General features: G+C 43.7%; 13 protein-coding genes and 1 tRNA gene. 7 read left to right on the plus strand and 7 right to left on the minus strand.

Annotated features, from left to right (window positions below):
• The first annotated feature begins 668 nt into the window (after window positions 1–668).
• On the plus strand, window positions 669–965 hold the full coding sequence (gene ihfA, locus L4C34_RS05090) for an integration host factor subunit alpha (RefSeq protein WP_428788268.1): 297 nt from the start codon (window positions 669–671) through the stop codon (window positions 963–965).
• Window positions 966–1,580: 615 nt separating this feature from the next.
• Here the strand turns inward: ihfA and L4C34_RS05095 are convergent.
• On the minus strand, window positions 1,581–2,360 hold the full coding sequence (locus tag L4C34_RS05095) for a RelA/SpoT domain-containing protein (protein WP_428788269.1): 780 nt from the start codon (window positions 2,358–2,360) through the stop codon (window positions 1,581–1,583).
• 303 nt (window positions 2,361–2,663) lie between these two features.
• Here L4C34_RS05095 and L4C34_RS05100 point away from each other — a divergent pair, with 303 nt between their 5' ends.
• Entirely contained in the window at window positions 2,664–3,314 is a 651-nt protein-coding gene (locus L4C34_RS05100) for a thiopurine S-methyltransferase (RefSeq protein ID WP_428788270.1), read from the plus strand.
• A gap of 136 nt (window positions 3,315–3,450) precedes the next feature.
• Here the strand turns inward: L4C34_RS05100 and cdd are convergent, their stop codons facing one another.
• The 4 genes from cdd to sbcB form a co-directional block, all read right to left on the minus strand.
• Window positions 3,451–4,338, minus strand: a complete 888-nt coding sequence (gene cdd, locus L4C34_RS05105; RefSeq protein WP_428788271.1) for a cytidine deaminase — start codon at window positions 4,336–4,338, stop codon at window positions 3,451–3,453.
• Between the two features lie 174 nt (window positions 4,339–4,512).
• Complete coding sequence (locus L4C34_RS05110) at window positions 4,513–5,196, minus strand: LrgB family protein (RefSeq protein WP_428788272.1); 684 nt, start codon at window positions 5,194–5,196, stop codon at window positions 4,513–4,515.
• A gap of 3 nt (window positions 5,197–5,199) precedes the next feature.
• Window positions 5,200–5,562: a CidA/LrgA family protein gene (locus tag L4C34_RS05115; protein WP_428788273.1), complete on the minus strand. Its 363-nt coding sequence runs from the start codon at window positions 5,560–5,562 to the stop codon at window positions 5,200–5,202.
• A 63-nt stretch (window positions 5,563–5,625) separates the two neighbouring features.
• Complete coding sequence (gene sbcB, locus L4C34_RS05120; RefSeq protein ID WP_428788274.1) at window positions 5,626–7,050, minus strand: exodeoxyribonuclease I; 1,425 nt, start codon at window positions 7,048–7,050, stop codon at window positions 5,626–5,628.
• A gap of 240 nt (window positions 7,051–7,290) precedes the next feature.
• Between sbcB and L4C34_RS05125 the strand changes: the two genes are divergently transcribed.
• The 4 genes from L4C34_RS05125 to L4C34_RS05140 all read left to right on the plus strand — a co-directional run bounded on the left by L4C34_RS05125 (window position 7,291) and on the right by L4C34_RS05140 (window position 11,324).
• Entirely contained in the window at window positions 7,291–7,746 is a 456-nt protein-coding gene (locus L4C34_RS05125) for a GNAT family N-acetyltransferase (protein WP_428788275.1), read from the plus strand.
• 47 nt (window positions 7,747–7,793) lie between these two features.
• Window positions 7,794–8,276, plus strand: coding sequence for a tetratricopeptide repeat protein (locus L4C34_RS05130; protein WP_428788276.1), 483 nt, complete (start codon window positions 7,794–7,796; stop codon window positions 8,274–8,276).
• 120 nt (window positions 8,277–8,396) lie between these two features.
• Window positions 8,397–9,263, plus strand: coding sequence for an AraC family transcriptional regulator (locus tag L4C34_RS05135; RefSeq protein ID WP_428788277.1), 867 nt, complete (start codon window positions 8,397–8,399; stop codon window positions 9,261–9,263).
• Window positions 9,264–9,500: 237 nt separating this feature from the next.
• Window positions 9,501–11,324, plus strand: a complete 1,824-nt coding sequence (locus tag L4C34_RS05140) for an FG-GAP repeat protein (RefSeq protein WP_428788278.1) — start codon at window positions 9,501–9,503, stop codon at window positions 11,322–11,324.
• A 44-nt stretch (window positions 11,325–11,368) separates the two neighbouring features.
• Here the strand turns inward: L4C34_RS05140 and L4C34_RS05145 are convergent, their stop codons facing one another.
• Window positions 11,369–12,010 carry an outer membrane protein gene (locus tag L4C34_RS05145; protein WP_428788279.1) on the minus strand — a complete coding sequence of 214 codons (642 nt, stop codon included), beginning with the start codon at window positions 12,008–12,010 and terminating at the stop codon, window positions 11,369–11,371.
• Between the two features lie 298 nt (window positions 12,011–12,308).
• Window positions 12,309–12,383 (minus strand) — tRNA-Gly (locus L4C34_RS05150).
• A 119-nt stretch (window positions 12,384–12,502) separates the two neighbouring features.
• On the opposite strand from L4C34_RS05150, the gene L4C34_RS05155 reads away from it, so the two are divergent.
• Window positions 12,503–13,081 (plus strand): P-loop NTPase family protein, encoded by a 579-nt coding sequence (locus L4C34_RS05155; RefSeq protein WP_428788280.1) that lies wholly within the window; start codon window positions 12,503–12,505, stop codon window positions 13,079–13,081.
• Window positions 13,082–13,117: the final 36 nt, after the last annotated feature.

Genomic DNA, 13,117 nt, shown 5'->3' on the forward strand with positions numbered 1-13,117 from the left:
TGTTAAGGTTTCGGGGTATTTGGTGCCGTTTATGAGGTGAAAACAGAAAATGAGCCGCCCACATTCCGTTTCAGTTTCTTTCGTTCTGTGGCCTAGAGCTCTGGTTGGGGAAGGCCCATATACTTGTGAATGAAATTAATCAGTTACTTATTTGAAATTTCCGCGTACCGCCAATGTACAACATCTCGATGGCTATATCTCGTCTAAAATGAAGTTTACTGAAATGGGCCATAATACTTAATTGGAAGCGCTGTATTATTGCAGGCAAAACTGGAAATCTTAGACACTAATGAGCAGGTTTGCATATAAAATCTATGTATTATTTATTTAAAATATCTTCATGGTTTTTATGATTAGAAAAATTGACATAATCTTACGTTTGCTTATCTTTTGGTTTAAATGACCATAATTGGTATTTAATATAGTTATATATATCGCAATTTCATTGATTGTCGGTTTAACATGCAGGTAATGACTAAAAAAGACGCTTCTGTATCTACTTGATTTTTATTATAAATATGCAATTGATAAAGAAAAAAGTTGGCGTAAATCATGAGGTTGACATACACTTTTCAGGTAATGCCTATATGTTGTTGATTGGCTAGGCGAAATGCTATGGCGCGGCCTTCTAGGCTAGCAATGTTTAATAGAGTTTTGAGGAAAGTTTTATGGCGCTCACAAAGGCCGATTTGGCTGAGAACCTGTTTGAAAAGCTTGGATATAGTAAACGGGATGCCAAGGAAACGGTTGAAGTGTTTTTTGAGGAAATTCGCAAAGCACTCGAAAGTGGCGAACAGGTAAAACTGTCAGGATTTGGCAACTTCGACCTTCGCGATAAAAACGAACGCCCAGGGAGAAATCCAAAAACGGGTGAAGATATTCCAATTACCGCCCGCCGAGTTGTGACATTTAGACCCGGGCAAAAGTTAAAAGCCCGTGTAGAGAGCATCGAAGCCGACGGCTAATTCGCTTGCTTTATACTCCGCTAGGAACTTGTGCTTTCTGACGTAATATTGGGTGGGAAACTACCTAATTTCTTGGGAGCAGAGCTGCAGGAAAAAAATCTGCGGGAAAAATAGTCGTGGGGAGAGAAGAGTACGGCAGTGCATTCAAGCTGGGCAGCTTGTTAGTGTTGCAGTGCTCGCTTAATCTGTTTGCAGGACTAAGCAAGCAGGTGTTGATTTTTTACATAATAAGACGGCGTCGTGAAGATAGGATATCTTCACGAGCGAGTTTTAGTTTTGTACATAAGCTTCTTCGCAAATAAGCCCTAGTTCTCATATAAGCCTTAGTTTCAAATGAACCTATGTTTAAATGAACCTATGTTTAAATGAACCTATGCTTCCAAGTGAACCTATGCTTGAAGCGAACCTAAGTTTTAACTCAACCTCAGCGCGTAGGGCGTTAGCACCAGACTCTTCGTGAATAGAACTTGTCGTGAATAGAATTTGGGTGCATAGATTAGCGGGCGGAGTGTATGTACATCTGCTCACTGGCCCTGAAAACTGCCTTTCTAACACACCTTATACTCTACGTTACACCTGAGCCACTTTAATTCTCTCTGCTCCGTTCACTTCCGTTTACGCGGCTTGCTGTATATGAGTAGTAATGTAAGGCTGCCATGCTTTTTGGTACAACTCTTTTGATTGATTCCTAATATTTTCTATTTTTGTTGATTCACCCATATTCACGGCTCGATTTTGTTGGCTGGCTAATCGCTCTATATGTTGAATTTGCTCATACAAATCATGCTCAGGGCCACTTTTTACATCGGCGATCGCTTTTAAGTGCAGCTGGACTTCGGCAATCATTCCGGTGTTAGGTAATTGAACAAGTAAGTTCAGATCTCGATAGCCAGATTGTTGCGGATTTTTAAACCTATTTTTCACTTTTACAATGGTAGTTTCTCTTGCAAGCGATTCGTATACTTCCACTAAACTAGAGACATCATCTGAAACTATGCTTGCCCGAGCTAAATCAGTAATTCGTTCAGATTTCCCATTTAGCTCGAACATGACCTTTTGTTTCGCTCTGTCTTTAGATTTTACTCCAGAGAATATGGTCTCTGTATTAGTAAGAAGCGCAGAACTCGTACAAATATTTTGTAATTCTTCTTGGGCGATTAACGCTTGGCTGTAAAGAGCCTCAAAGTCTGAATATGGTTGTATTGGTGATACGTCAATCGATGGAATGCCATATAGCCCACTTAGGCTTCGTTTAAAACGCTTAGAGCACACCTCATTTTGCTGGCTCGCAGAACGGGCTTGCAGCCCCGTTGGTACTGTAGGTGCCGCGGCATAGGCTGGTGCGCGACTTAATAACAATAGTACTAATGCAGTAGTACGAAATAGAAAGCTCATTGATTCTCCTCAATTCGCAGCATGTCATAAAAGGGGACAGAAAAATCTATAAAAATGACAGCTTGCGATTTGGCGGTTATACGGGACGTTGGAGAGAAAGGTTTGGCTACAAACTTGTTAATACTTAGCGGCATGTCCATCTCAACGATTCACCCGTTTAACGATAGAAGCAGTATATGTCGGCAAGATTAATATAAAATGAATATAAGGTTCATCAGCTTATCAATGGGGGACAGCTCTCTACCGCTGGCTGGAAAAATCAGGTAATCTTGATACACCTCAATGAATTGAATGTAATCGAAAATGAATGATCCTGAATTTTGGCACAATAAGTGGGCTGCAAACCAAATTGGCTTTCACTTGCAAGACGTGAACCCTTTGCTGATCGAGCATTGGCCAGCCACCCAAGCGAATAGAGAAGAGGTGGTCTTTGTTCCATTATGCGGAAAAACTGAGGATCTAGTTTGGCTGGCGTCCAAGCATGAGTGTGTGCAAGGTGTTGAGTTAAGCAAAATAGCGGTGCGTTCATTTTTCGCAGAGCAATTCTATACGCCGATAGTGACGACGATCGATGGGCAACACGAGCTATATCAATTTGACGAGCTGTCTATTTTTGCAGGTGACATTTTTACGGCGCCTATTGAAAAGTCCGATATTATCTATGATAGGGCTGCTCTTGTTGCCTTACCTCCAGAAATGCAAACGCGATATGTTGAACGTCTACTGTCGTTGTTAAAGCCTGGTGGGCGCATTTTGCTGATTACACTTGATTACAATCAAGATGAAATGTCGGGGCCTCCATTCAGCTTGCCGAAACCTCAAGTTGAATCGTTATTTGAAGGAACCAAGGTGAGTTTGCTTAGTAGCCGTTCCACCGGAACCACCTTTGCTAAGTTTGAGGAGAGAGGTTTAACGCGCTTTTCTGAAGAAGCATGGCTAATTGAAATGCCGTAAAACGAGTAAGCTTAGGTTCAAGGTGTGAGGTTTTCCTTAAAATTCGGTCGCTTATAGAGATCACAACTTTAAATGAAGTGGTTCCAAATAAAAAAGGTACGCTCTATGAGCGTACCTTTTTCGATCGTAGCAGGTCTTAGAGGGTAAGGTAAGACACTGAGATATCAGGATTGATGGCTTCTAGTGTTACCTGTGTATTGGGTAAGTGGCTCACCAAGTTTTCGGTCATTTCCACTAGTGCACAGGTTTCAATCGAATCAATGCTCTCACTATCCATCAGAAGTTGCACCAAAGCCACCTGCAATGGAGGTAGGCTAGGATTGAAGGCAGCATTTTCTGCGTAGGCTCCTTTGTACACTTTGCCGTTAGTTAACTGCAAGGCGATACCACTGAGGTTTTCGCTATAAGGTGCGTGACTCTTGTTTAATGCGTCTAGCGCACTTTGCATCAAAGGATCGCTTTCTTCTAAAGTTTTACCATGCGATAGAGTACTCATTAAGCCTTTTTCAACGCCGAGATCTTCAGGGCCAAATGAGTCAGGTAGGTAGTCTTCCAACGATTTTTCTGCGCGGTTTGGCAGTTGGATTTTCAGCTCTTTAGATGTGCTTAGCTCGCGCATAAATTGGCGGCAGTGACCACACGGACTGAAGTTTATCGTAATGTCGATTAGGCCTTCTTCGCCTTTCATCCAAGCATGGCTAATCGCACATTGCTCTGCATGGATAGTTTGATTCAGCTGGCTACCAGTGACTTCTACGTTGGCCCCAATATATAAACGACCTGAAAGACCGCGAGCAATGGCCCCGACATAAAATTTAGAGATAGGTGCGTACGAGTACGCTGCAGCGAGAGGAAGCAAACTGACTCGTAACTCGGGATCGGTTTGACCAGATAAGGCTAACAGTTTGGCATACTGTTCAGCCGAAAGAGTCCCGTCGAATGTGTCATCAGAAAAAATAGGTAAGAGATACTGAGAAACAGGGGAAGAAAGCTGTTCGAATGCTTCTTTCAGTTGGCTTTTCATTGGTCATCCTTTGATGTGCATGGAGGAGTATTCTAAATCAAACAAAAAGCAATAAAGTGATTTGCATCACAAAAACAGCTGCAACATTTCATCTTGTTGCAATATTAGAGTGATGTCACACATTTCGTATTCTGGTTGTATACCCAGAGTACACTAAACCAAACATATATTTATTCACAAGTATGCTGACAATGATATCGATAGAGCAAAAAAGAGAGGTGCCAGCACTGAGGTAATCACCCCACATACAACTAATGCTAAAGAGCTAAAAGCTGCGTCTTGAGCGTTAGTTTCTGCGCATGTTGCTGTGCCAAGCGCGTGAGATACAGTGCCCATTGTGAGCCCTCGAGCAATCGGGTGGGTAATGTTGAGTAGTTTATACATTGGATAGGCCAAAATAGAGCCAAACAAGCCGACGATAAGAACGAGAATAGCAGTAATGGCCGGTTCACCTCCCAAGTGGCTAGACACAACCATTGCGATGGGCGTAGTGACTGATTTCGCCACCACACTGGCCAACAATACAGGAGATGCATGGAGGTAGGCTGCGATTAGCGTTGCGGTAAACATCGACATTGCGCTGCCTGTTACGCAGGCAAACAAAATTATCCGCCAGTTTTTTCGGATCTCAGGCAGCTGTTCATAGAGAGGATAAGCGAGCGCAACGACTGCGGGTTGCAGTAGGTAAGTAACAAACGTGTTATCCGCATAGTAGACCTGAAAAGGGATATGGAAAAACATCAAGATGGAGATTATGGCAGCAACACTGAGCAACAGTGGATTCAGTAACGGTGAACGAAACCGAGCGCTGAGCCATTTTGAGACGACAAATGCCGCCAAGGTAAATAAAAACCACATGGGTTAGGACTCCTTTTTTAACGAACGCTCGATGAGTAGGCTTAAACAAACCAGAACGATAAAGGTGCCACCTATGGTACTTGCTAAGATAGGTAATGCGCTTTGAATAAGCACATCAAAATGTTGCATCAGTCCGACGCTAATGGGGACAAACAGTAACACCATAAAACGAATAAATAAGCTGGCACTGGGTTTGACCCAACGCACAGGGACGATTCCTGTGGCGAGCAAGAGGAATAGCATTAGCATCCCTAGAATACTGCCTGGGATACTGAGGTCGAAGAAAGATTGCAAGCTATTGCCTGCGAACAGGCAACCAAAAATCAAGCTCATTGAAACGAGATACTGAAGCGCTTTGTTCAACATAAGGTTATCGCACTAAGGTTTAAATGTGATCAGTGCAGCAATTATACATAAAAAGCTTACCAATTATGAGGTTAATTGAACGACGTAATTATAGACAGATTTCAGTATGTTTATTTTGCGGCTATCGTCTTCATGTTCATGCGCTAGGTTTTCTAGATTGAGCATATAATCTGGTAACGTCTGCTCAAAATACTCTCGGCAATGATTGGCCCACTTCGTTTGCTCATCGATATCTAGCGTGTGTGGAAAGTGGCGCGCACGGTAGCGGAACAGCAAGGGTGTAATACGTTTATCTTTAAACGAAAGGTCTAACGCGGTCAGGTTGTTTGGCTCAGTCGATCGGATGATATCCATCGCCGCTTTGTCAGCAGGAGAGAAAAAACCATCATACAGCTGACTATCGACGTTGTGCTTGGCTTCATACTCTCGCTCAATAGCAAAGAGGTCAGCAAGTTTTTGTCTTACTTCAGGGCTCTCTTTCAGCTGCGCCAAATTCTGTAAGCATTGTTGGCGATCAATATTAAGGGCGTTCGCGTTCTCCGCGGTAAGCGTTTTAGCAGGAGCGAGCACTGGGCACTTGTTTAAATGCACGAGCTTAACAGGGACGGGTAGCTCATCTGGAGCGAGATCGGCATGCTTGGTGTAGAGGCGCTCTCGCAGTTCTTCGACTGATAAGTCGATGAGAGGTGAGATGTCTTTGGCAAGGTCGACGACAACCACGGCATTTTTATTGGTTGGGTGCCAAGCCATTGGCACAATCCAACTGGTGTATTGGCACTCTCGACCGAACATACCGGATACATGGACGAGCGGAGCAAGATTCACGATATCAATAAGGGTATTGAGTTTGCGTTTGTGGCGCATTGACAAGAAATAATCGAATAACTTGGGTTGGGCTTGCTGGAGCTTTTTCGCAAGCTCGATGGTTGCTACAACATCCGACATTGCATCGTGCGCATTTTCGTGGCTGATACCATTGGCAACGGACAGCTTTTCCAATTTAAAGCTGGTGAAGCCTTCTTCATTTTCTGGCCATTGCATTCCCTCAGGCCTCAATGCGTGGCATGCGCGTGTGACATCTAATAAGTCCCAGCGAGAATTACCGTTTTGCCAACTCCATGCATAGGGATCGATAAAATTGCGATAGCAAGTATAGCGAGTCACTTCGTCGTCAAATCGAATGCTGTTGTAACCTAAACTGGTCGTATTTGGCTTCGATAATTCAGCGTGGATCTTAGCAATGAATTCAGGTTCGGGTAGGCCTTGTTGCGCCGCTTTTTGAGGGATAATGCCAGTGATTAATGCGGCCTCTGGTGACGGTAAATAGTCTTGAGGCGGCTGGCAATAAATGACTAGTGGCTCACCGATAACATTGAAGTTTTCATCAGTTCTCACGCCAGCAAACTGGCTTGGGCGATCGGTGGCAGGGTTGGTGCCCCACGTTTCGTAGTCGAAAAAAAAGAAAGTGGCGCTGTCGGAATTATTCATGGGGTGCAAGTTCTAATAGTTCGGCAATATCCAAAGTATTTTAAGCGATTACAGGATATTGTGCAGGATCTCGCTATCGTACTTGGCTCTGGGAGTGAATGCAATTTTTAGGAACCCCTACGAATTACGTCACGAGAGCAATGACGAATAAAAACAAGTCGGTTATGCGTATGACTTATTGATTTTCAATAGACAATAGGTTCTATTATTTCAAGTAGTCGCCTTTATAGGATAGTGGATATGGATATTAAAATTGATGATCTGCAAAGCGAGCAGGTTATTTGTTTGCTAGAAGAGCATTTAGGGGATATGTATGGAACGTCGCCGGAAGAAAGCGTTCATGCACTGGATGTGGAAGCGTTAAGGGCACCCGAGCTCACTTTTTTCAGTGCATGGCGGGGAGAGAAATTGATGGGGTGTGTGGCGATTAAAAAGCTGTCGGAAAAAGAAGCCGAATTGAAGTCGATGCGCACAAGTAAATCTGCGAGGAATGAAGGCGTGGCAAGCCAGTTATTGCAACACGCTATCGCTACATGTCGCCATCGAGGTTATAAAACGCTGAGCTTGGAGACGGGTTCGGACGATTACTTTAAACCTGCCAGGCGTTTGTATGAAAAATTCGGTTTTGAATATTGCCTACCTTTTGGCCATTACCAAGCCGACTCTTTTAGCCAGTTTATGACTCGGGCAGTGTGAAACATTGTAGCCAACTTAATTAAGAATGATTGAGACAAGGAATCACTATGAATACCGCTATTGTCGAAGCGATAGCACTTCGAAAATCAGGCGACTATGAAGATTCTCGAAAAGTGTTGTCGGGGTTGTTATCTCATAAGGGATTAAGTTCAATTGCTCATCTGCATATGGCTTGGTCATATGATAAAGAAGGTAAGGAGCAAAATGCAGCGCTCCACTACGAGTTTGCTCTGCAAGGGCCGTTACCGGAATCAGATAGGTTTGAGGCGATGTTTGGCTTGGCGAGCACTCTTCGTTGTTTGGGAAAATATGACCAAGCGTTGGATTACTTTAAGCAAACCGTAACCGAGTACCCAGACGCTATCGAAGTTCAGCCGTTTTATGCCATGTGTTTGTATAACCTAGGTCGTACCCATGAAGCGGTATCAATATTACTCAAGTTACTATTGTCGACAACAGATAGCGGAGAAATTAGGCAGTATCAGCGAGCTATCTCTCTATATGCCGAAGACCTAGATAGGAAGTGGTAACTTGAAGTCAGGTCGGGGCATTAAGCTGGACAGAAACGGAGAATCATCGCAAGACATAAGTCTAAATAGACTAGGGTTGTTTCTTATCTTCAGTGTGCGTATGAGAGAGAAGATCAAACGATGACGACGGGGAAGAATCACGAAAACATGATTATGGAGGTGTGCGAATTTATAGATACGCACATTGATGAAAACTTACCTTTGGATTGCTTAGCTGAGGTCTCTAGTTATTCTAAATATCACTTTCACCGTGTATTCAAAAGGTACACAGGTATAAGCGCCATGCAATACATCCTGTTGGTTCGGATGAAACGTGCATCTTTTCAGCTTGTGTTCTCTCTGAATAAAAGCATCACTGATATCGCATTTGATGCGCGATTTGATAGTCATGAAGCCTTTTCACGGGCGTTTTCTCGGCTATTTTCTCAATCCCCATCTCAGTTTCGGAGTAACCCGAATTGGCCTCATTGGAATTATCAATACGGTTTTCAAGTGCCAAGTGTTTCGCTCAACTCCGATGATATCAATATCGTTGCATTTGAACAAAAGTCCGTTGCAGCGTTGGAGCATCAAAACTCTTTGGTAGAGGGGATTGATGCTGCGAGGGCGATGATCGCTTGGTATAGAGATCATGCTTTGTCGGTACATAAAAAAGTAGACGTTTTTACGCTTTTCGCTCGCCACCCTAATACGTCCGAACAAGGCACTTTAACCAGCATCTTGTGCTGGACATATGAAGGTGAAATCCGAGAGAACCCATTTGGGATTAAGAAAATGTTGCTTCCCAAAGGGAAGTGCGCTGTCTATCGGCACAAAGGAACTTACAATGATATAGGTCGTGCATTTTACTTGCTATATCAACACTGTGCCCCAGCGGGTAACGAAATGTTGAACGAGTTCCCGTTCTTTTTACATTACGTCAACTCGATAGCAGATGTAGTGGAAAGTGAGCTATTAACCGATGTTTACATGCGATTAGATGACTAAAATTGATCTGTATACCCCTTCTCCTCGGTCAGCTAAAAGGTGGCAACCTGAACTATAGGGGCCGCGTTTTTTGTGGATTATTGATAATAAACAAGTTAGTCGATAAAGCGACTATACTCATACGCATAACAACCTCATTACTGATGAATGAGGCTAATATACTAATTTAGTGCACATTGTTTGGTGCACATGCGTCATGGCTGGCAAGGTTCGTTTAACCAAACCAACGGAAGCCATATGGGTATGAGAGCATCCCTTTCCACCTTTCCAACCCTTGCCGTTATACTATCCATTGCGGGGTTGTCTGGCTGCCCATGGCCTTCATCCGGAGAACATAGTGCTAATTTGGCTACAACTTCAATCCCTAGTGCTTTCAATATCCTGTCCGTCTCAGCGTCATCCAACGCCGTCAAAACGTTTGATGTTACTTGGGAAAATAGTAGTGGAGCTTCGACTTATCAAGTTTGTTTATACGATACCAACGAAACGGATAATTGTCTGTCGCTCGGCAGCGCCACAACTGGGACGAATCAAACAGTCACTTTAGACGACACTCGGCTAAATGATGATCTCGACTTCTTCATCATTGCTTCAAATACCGGAGGTAACCGTTCAAGCTCAACGTTGACGGCGAGCACTGCTAATGTCAGGGCGGCTATAGGGTATTTTAAAGCCTCAAATACGGAAGATTCAGATCGATTTGGCTATGCGGTTTCTTTAAGTTCAGATGGAAATACCCTCGCAGTTGGCGCTTATAGGGAAGACTCCGATACAACAGGAGTCAACAATACTCCCATCAATAACTCGATGCTTCTTTCAGGTGCTGTTTATGTCTTCGTTAAGAGTGGTAGTACATGGGTGCAAGAGGCGTATGTGAAGCCATTAAATACCGGGGCCGGAGATGAGTTTGGTTATGCTGTCTCCTTGGACTCGGATGGAAATACACTAGCAGTAGGCGCTCCTCTTGAAGATTCGAGTTCTATCGTAGTAAACGGTGTGGACAATGATAGCTCTCTCAACTCAGGTGCTGTGTATGTGTTTACCAAAAGCGGCACTTGGTCAGAAGAAGCCTATATTAAGCCCACGAACACAGGCGACGACGACCAATTTGGCTATTCAGTCTCCTTAGATTCAAGCGGCACGACCTTGGCTATTGGCGCTCATTTAGAAGACTCGGACACGGTAGGTACGGTGAGTACGGCTAATGACGATGGCTCAGCCAATGGTGCTGCATATGTGTTTGTCAAAAGTGGTTCTTGGTCGCAAGAGGCCTACATTAAAGCTGATGTGACAGATAACGACGATCAATTCGGTAACAGTGTCTCGCTGAGCCAAAATGGTTTAACCCTCGCGGTTGGCGCATATTTAGAAGACTCTGACTCTACCGTGGTAGACGGTGTGAATAACGATGATGCCGCCAATTCAGGTGCTGTTTACGTGTTTATCAAAAGCGGTACATGGTCTCAAGATGCTTATATTAAGCCGTTTAATACGGGAGATGGCGATCAATTTGGTCGTGCGGTATCCCTCAACTCCGACGGGACAGCCTTAGCGGTTGGAGCCGATCGAGAACAATCTAACGCCATGGGGGTCGGCGGAGATGAAACGAATGATAGTTTATCAGGTGCTGGAGCCGCTTATACATTTACTAAAAGCGGTGGTGTTTGGTCCCAAGAGGCATATATCAAAGCTTCTAACACCGACGCAGATGACAGATTTGGTTATTCTGTATCTTTAAGCCCAGACGGTAATACATTGGCAGTCGGTGCTCATTTTGAAAATTCCAATGCTACTGGTATAAACGGAAATCAAAACGACGACTCCAGTGCGGATTCAGGGGCAGCATACGTATTTGTGAAAAGCGGCAGCTGGTCACAAGACTCTTATCTCAAAGCTACTGACACCAACGATATAGATGAGTTTGGTCTCTCTTTGTCATTGGATTCAGATGGAGGAAACCTAGTCGTTGGGGCTTACTCTGAAGATTCGAATGCGACAGGAGTCGGTGGGGATGATAGTAACAACACTCAGGCAGACTCAGGCGCGGTATATCTTTATTAACATTAACATGACGCGTTTATACTCGAGTACTTTCAGGCCTAATACTAAAAATAATAGACACAGCCAATAGTGAGGAGATTAACCGACGCGACTCGGTTGTAATCGCCCTTACTTCCGTTTTGACCAAACTGCGTTGGTTTATTTCCCAATACATAGCTAAATATGATGTCAGCGCCCCACTCAGCCGAGAAGTCGTACCCGACGCCAAACGCTACCTTGGGTAAGATCTTCGATTGATTACCGTCATAATTGATACCACTAGTCGTCAGTTCTTGCGTGACATACGCCAGTCCACCTTTGACTAAAAAGCTTATACTATCGTTAAAGTAGTATCTTCCAAATGAGAGTAAATTGAAGTAATGCCCATTATAGCGGCCATCGGTTAAGCCCAATTGGCCAGACGGGCTCCCATACCCATAGGTATTGTCGTCGTATGTGTAAAAGCCTAACTCTACGCCATATCTGTAATGTTTTAGAAGCTGAGGGGTTGTCCAAACACCCACGGTTACGCCCGTCGCAATCCCCTTGACGTCGTAGCTATGGTCAACGGTATCGATGGGGTGAATATCGTCCATAAGCATTCCCCCAATACCAATGTTCAGGCTGGAAAAATACTTGGGCTCAGACATGACATCGTCACAAATCGATAACCCGCACAAGCAAAGCAGTAAAGATAGTGTTCTCATCTCTTTCTAGCTTTTCTAACCAATATTTTTGTGTGGCCGATAGTAAAGCCAATAAAAACGATGGAAAAGCTGGCCCCTGAATACGGATAATATTTTAATTATAATCGCTATTTCTGCTGTCAGAGTATGCAGGTGAATATAGGGGGGTTAACTAGATGGTGGTTTGAGGGGGAAATGTTGTTAGCACATGCTCAAATTTACCGCTTAGTTCTAATCACTAGAAGTTACGGTGAAGAGGCGAGGCAGGGTAATTAAGATGATTTTAGAGCTGTTTATATTTCTAGATGGGGAAGAGTGTTGGAGCGTGCAGTGGGAATCGAACCCACATCATCAGCTTGGAAGGCTGAGGTAATAGCCATTATACGATGCACGCATCTCGTAGAGCGGAATCACTATGCTACATCTCGATGAAAATAAAAAGCTTTTATTGAAAAAAGGAGTCCAACTGGTTAGTTTTAAGCCTTGTTGCACATTTGTTGGACGTTTAATTAAATGGACAGAATCAATGTTGTCGGAACCTCTGGTAGTGGAAAGTCTACTTTTGCTAAGAAGCTCGCTGAAAAAACAAGTATTGATTACCATGAAATGGATGGGATGTACTGGAAACCGAATTGGATAGAGTCAACTGACGAAGAACTTTTCCAAGCTATTTCTGAGGTAACCAAATGCTCCCGCTGGGTTTTGGACGGTAATTACCATCGCACTGTGCCAATAAAATGGCAATCAGTTGATACGGTGATATGGCTGGATTATTCATTTCAACGTACCGTATTTCAAGCGATTAGGAGAGCAATATCCCGAGTAGTGGATCAAGAGGAACTCTGGCCCAATCTGACTTCAGATAAGAGCAGCGGTAATCGAGAAACGTTCAAAAGAGCTTTTATGAGTAGAGACTCGATCATATTGTGGACGCTAAAAACGTATAAAAGAAACCGATGTCGGTATCAGGCGCTGATGTCCAATCCAGACTATCAACATATCAGATTTATCCAATTGCGCAGTCCTGCTGAGGCTAAACGGTTTCTTAACTCTCTTAATGATGGTACGTCAGTCACCTGTACTTTTAATTGATAGCACATATTTCTCTATTACTGGCATAGTTGCTAT

The sequence above is a fragment of the Vibrio profundum genome, from assembly GCF_050337555.1.
Taxonomy (GTDB): domain Bacteria; phylum Pseudomonadota; class Gammaproteobacteria; order Enterobacterales; family Vibrionaceae; genus Vibrio; species Vibrio profundum.

What these genes read in the sequence shown, in the direction of transcription:
- ihfA (WP_428788268.1), top strand. Translation starts at nt 669, where the DNA reads ATGGCGCTCACAAAGGCCGATTTGGCTGAGAACCTGTTTGAAAAGCTT.
- L4C34_RS05095 (WP_428788269.1), bottom strand. Translation starts at nt 2,360, where the DNA reads ATGAGCTTTCTATTTCGTACTACTGCATTAGTACTATTGTTATTAAGT.
- L4C34_RS05100 (WP_428788270.1), top strand. Translation starts at nt 2,664, where the DNA reads ATGAATGATCCTGAATTTTGGCACAATAAGTGGGCTGCAAACCAAATT.
- cdd (WP_428788271.1), bottom strand. Translation starts at nt 4,338, where the DNA reads ATGAAAAGCCAACTGAAAGAAGCATTCGAACAGCTTTCTTCCCCTGTT.
- L4C34_RS05110 (WP_428788272.1), bottom strand. Translation starts at nt 5,196, where the DNA reads ATGTGGTTTTTATTTACCTTGGCGGCATTTGTCGTCTCAAAATGGCTC.
- L4C34_RS05115 (WP_428788273.1), bottom strand. Translation starts at nt 5,562, where the DNA reads ATGTTGAACAAAGCGCTTCAGTATCTCGTTTCAATGAGCTTGATTTTT.
- sbcB (WP_428788274.1), bottom strand. Translation starts at nt 7,050, where the DNA reads ATGAATAATTCCGACAGCGCCACTTTCTTTTTTTTCGACTACGAAACG.
- L4C34_RS05125 (WP_428788275.1), top strand. Translation starts at nt 7,291, where the DNA reads ATGGATATTAAAATTGATGATCTGCAAAGCGAGCAGGTTATTTGTTTG.
- L4C34_RS05130 (WP_428788276.1), top strand. Translation starts at nt 7,794, where the DNA reads ATGAATACCGCTATTGTCGAAGCGATAGCACTTCGAAAATCAGGCGAC.
- L4C34_RS05135 (WP_428788277.1), top strand. Translation starts at nt 8,397, where the DNA reads ATGACGACGGGGAAGAATCACGAAAACATGATTATGGAGGTGTGCGAA.
- L4C34_RS05140 (WP_428788278.1), top strand. Translation starts at nt 9,501, where the DNA reads ATGGGTATGAGAGCATCCCTTTCCACCTTTCCAACCCTTGCCGTTATA.
- L4C34_RS05145 (WP_428788279.1), bottom strand. Translation starts at nt 12,010, where the DNA reads ATGAGAACACTATCTTTACTGCTTTGCTTGTGCGGGTTATCGATTTGT.
- L4C34_RS05155 (WP_428788280.1), top strand. Translation starts at nt 12,503, where the DNA reads ATGGACAGAATCAATGTTGTCGGAACCTCTGGTAGTGGAAAGTCTACT.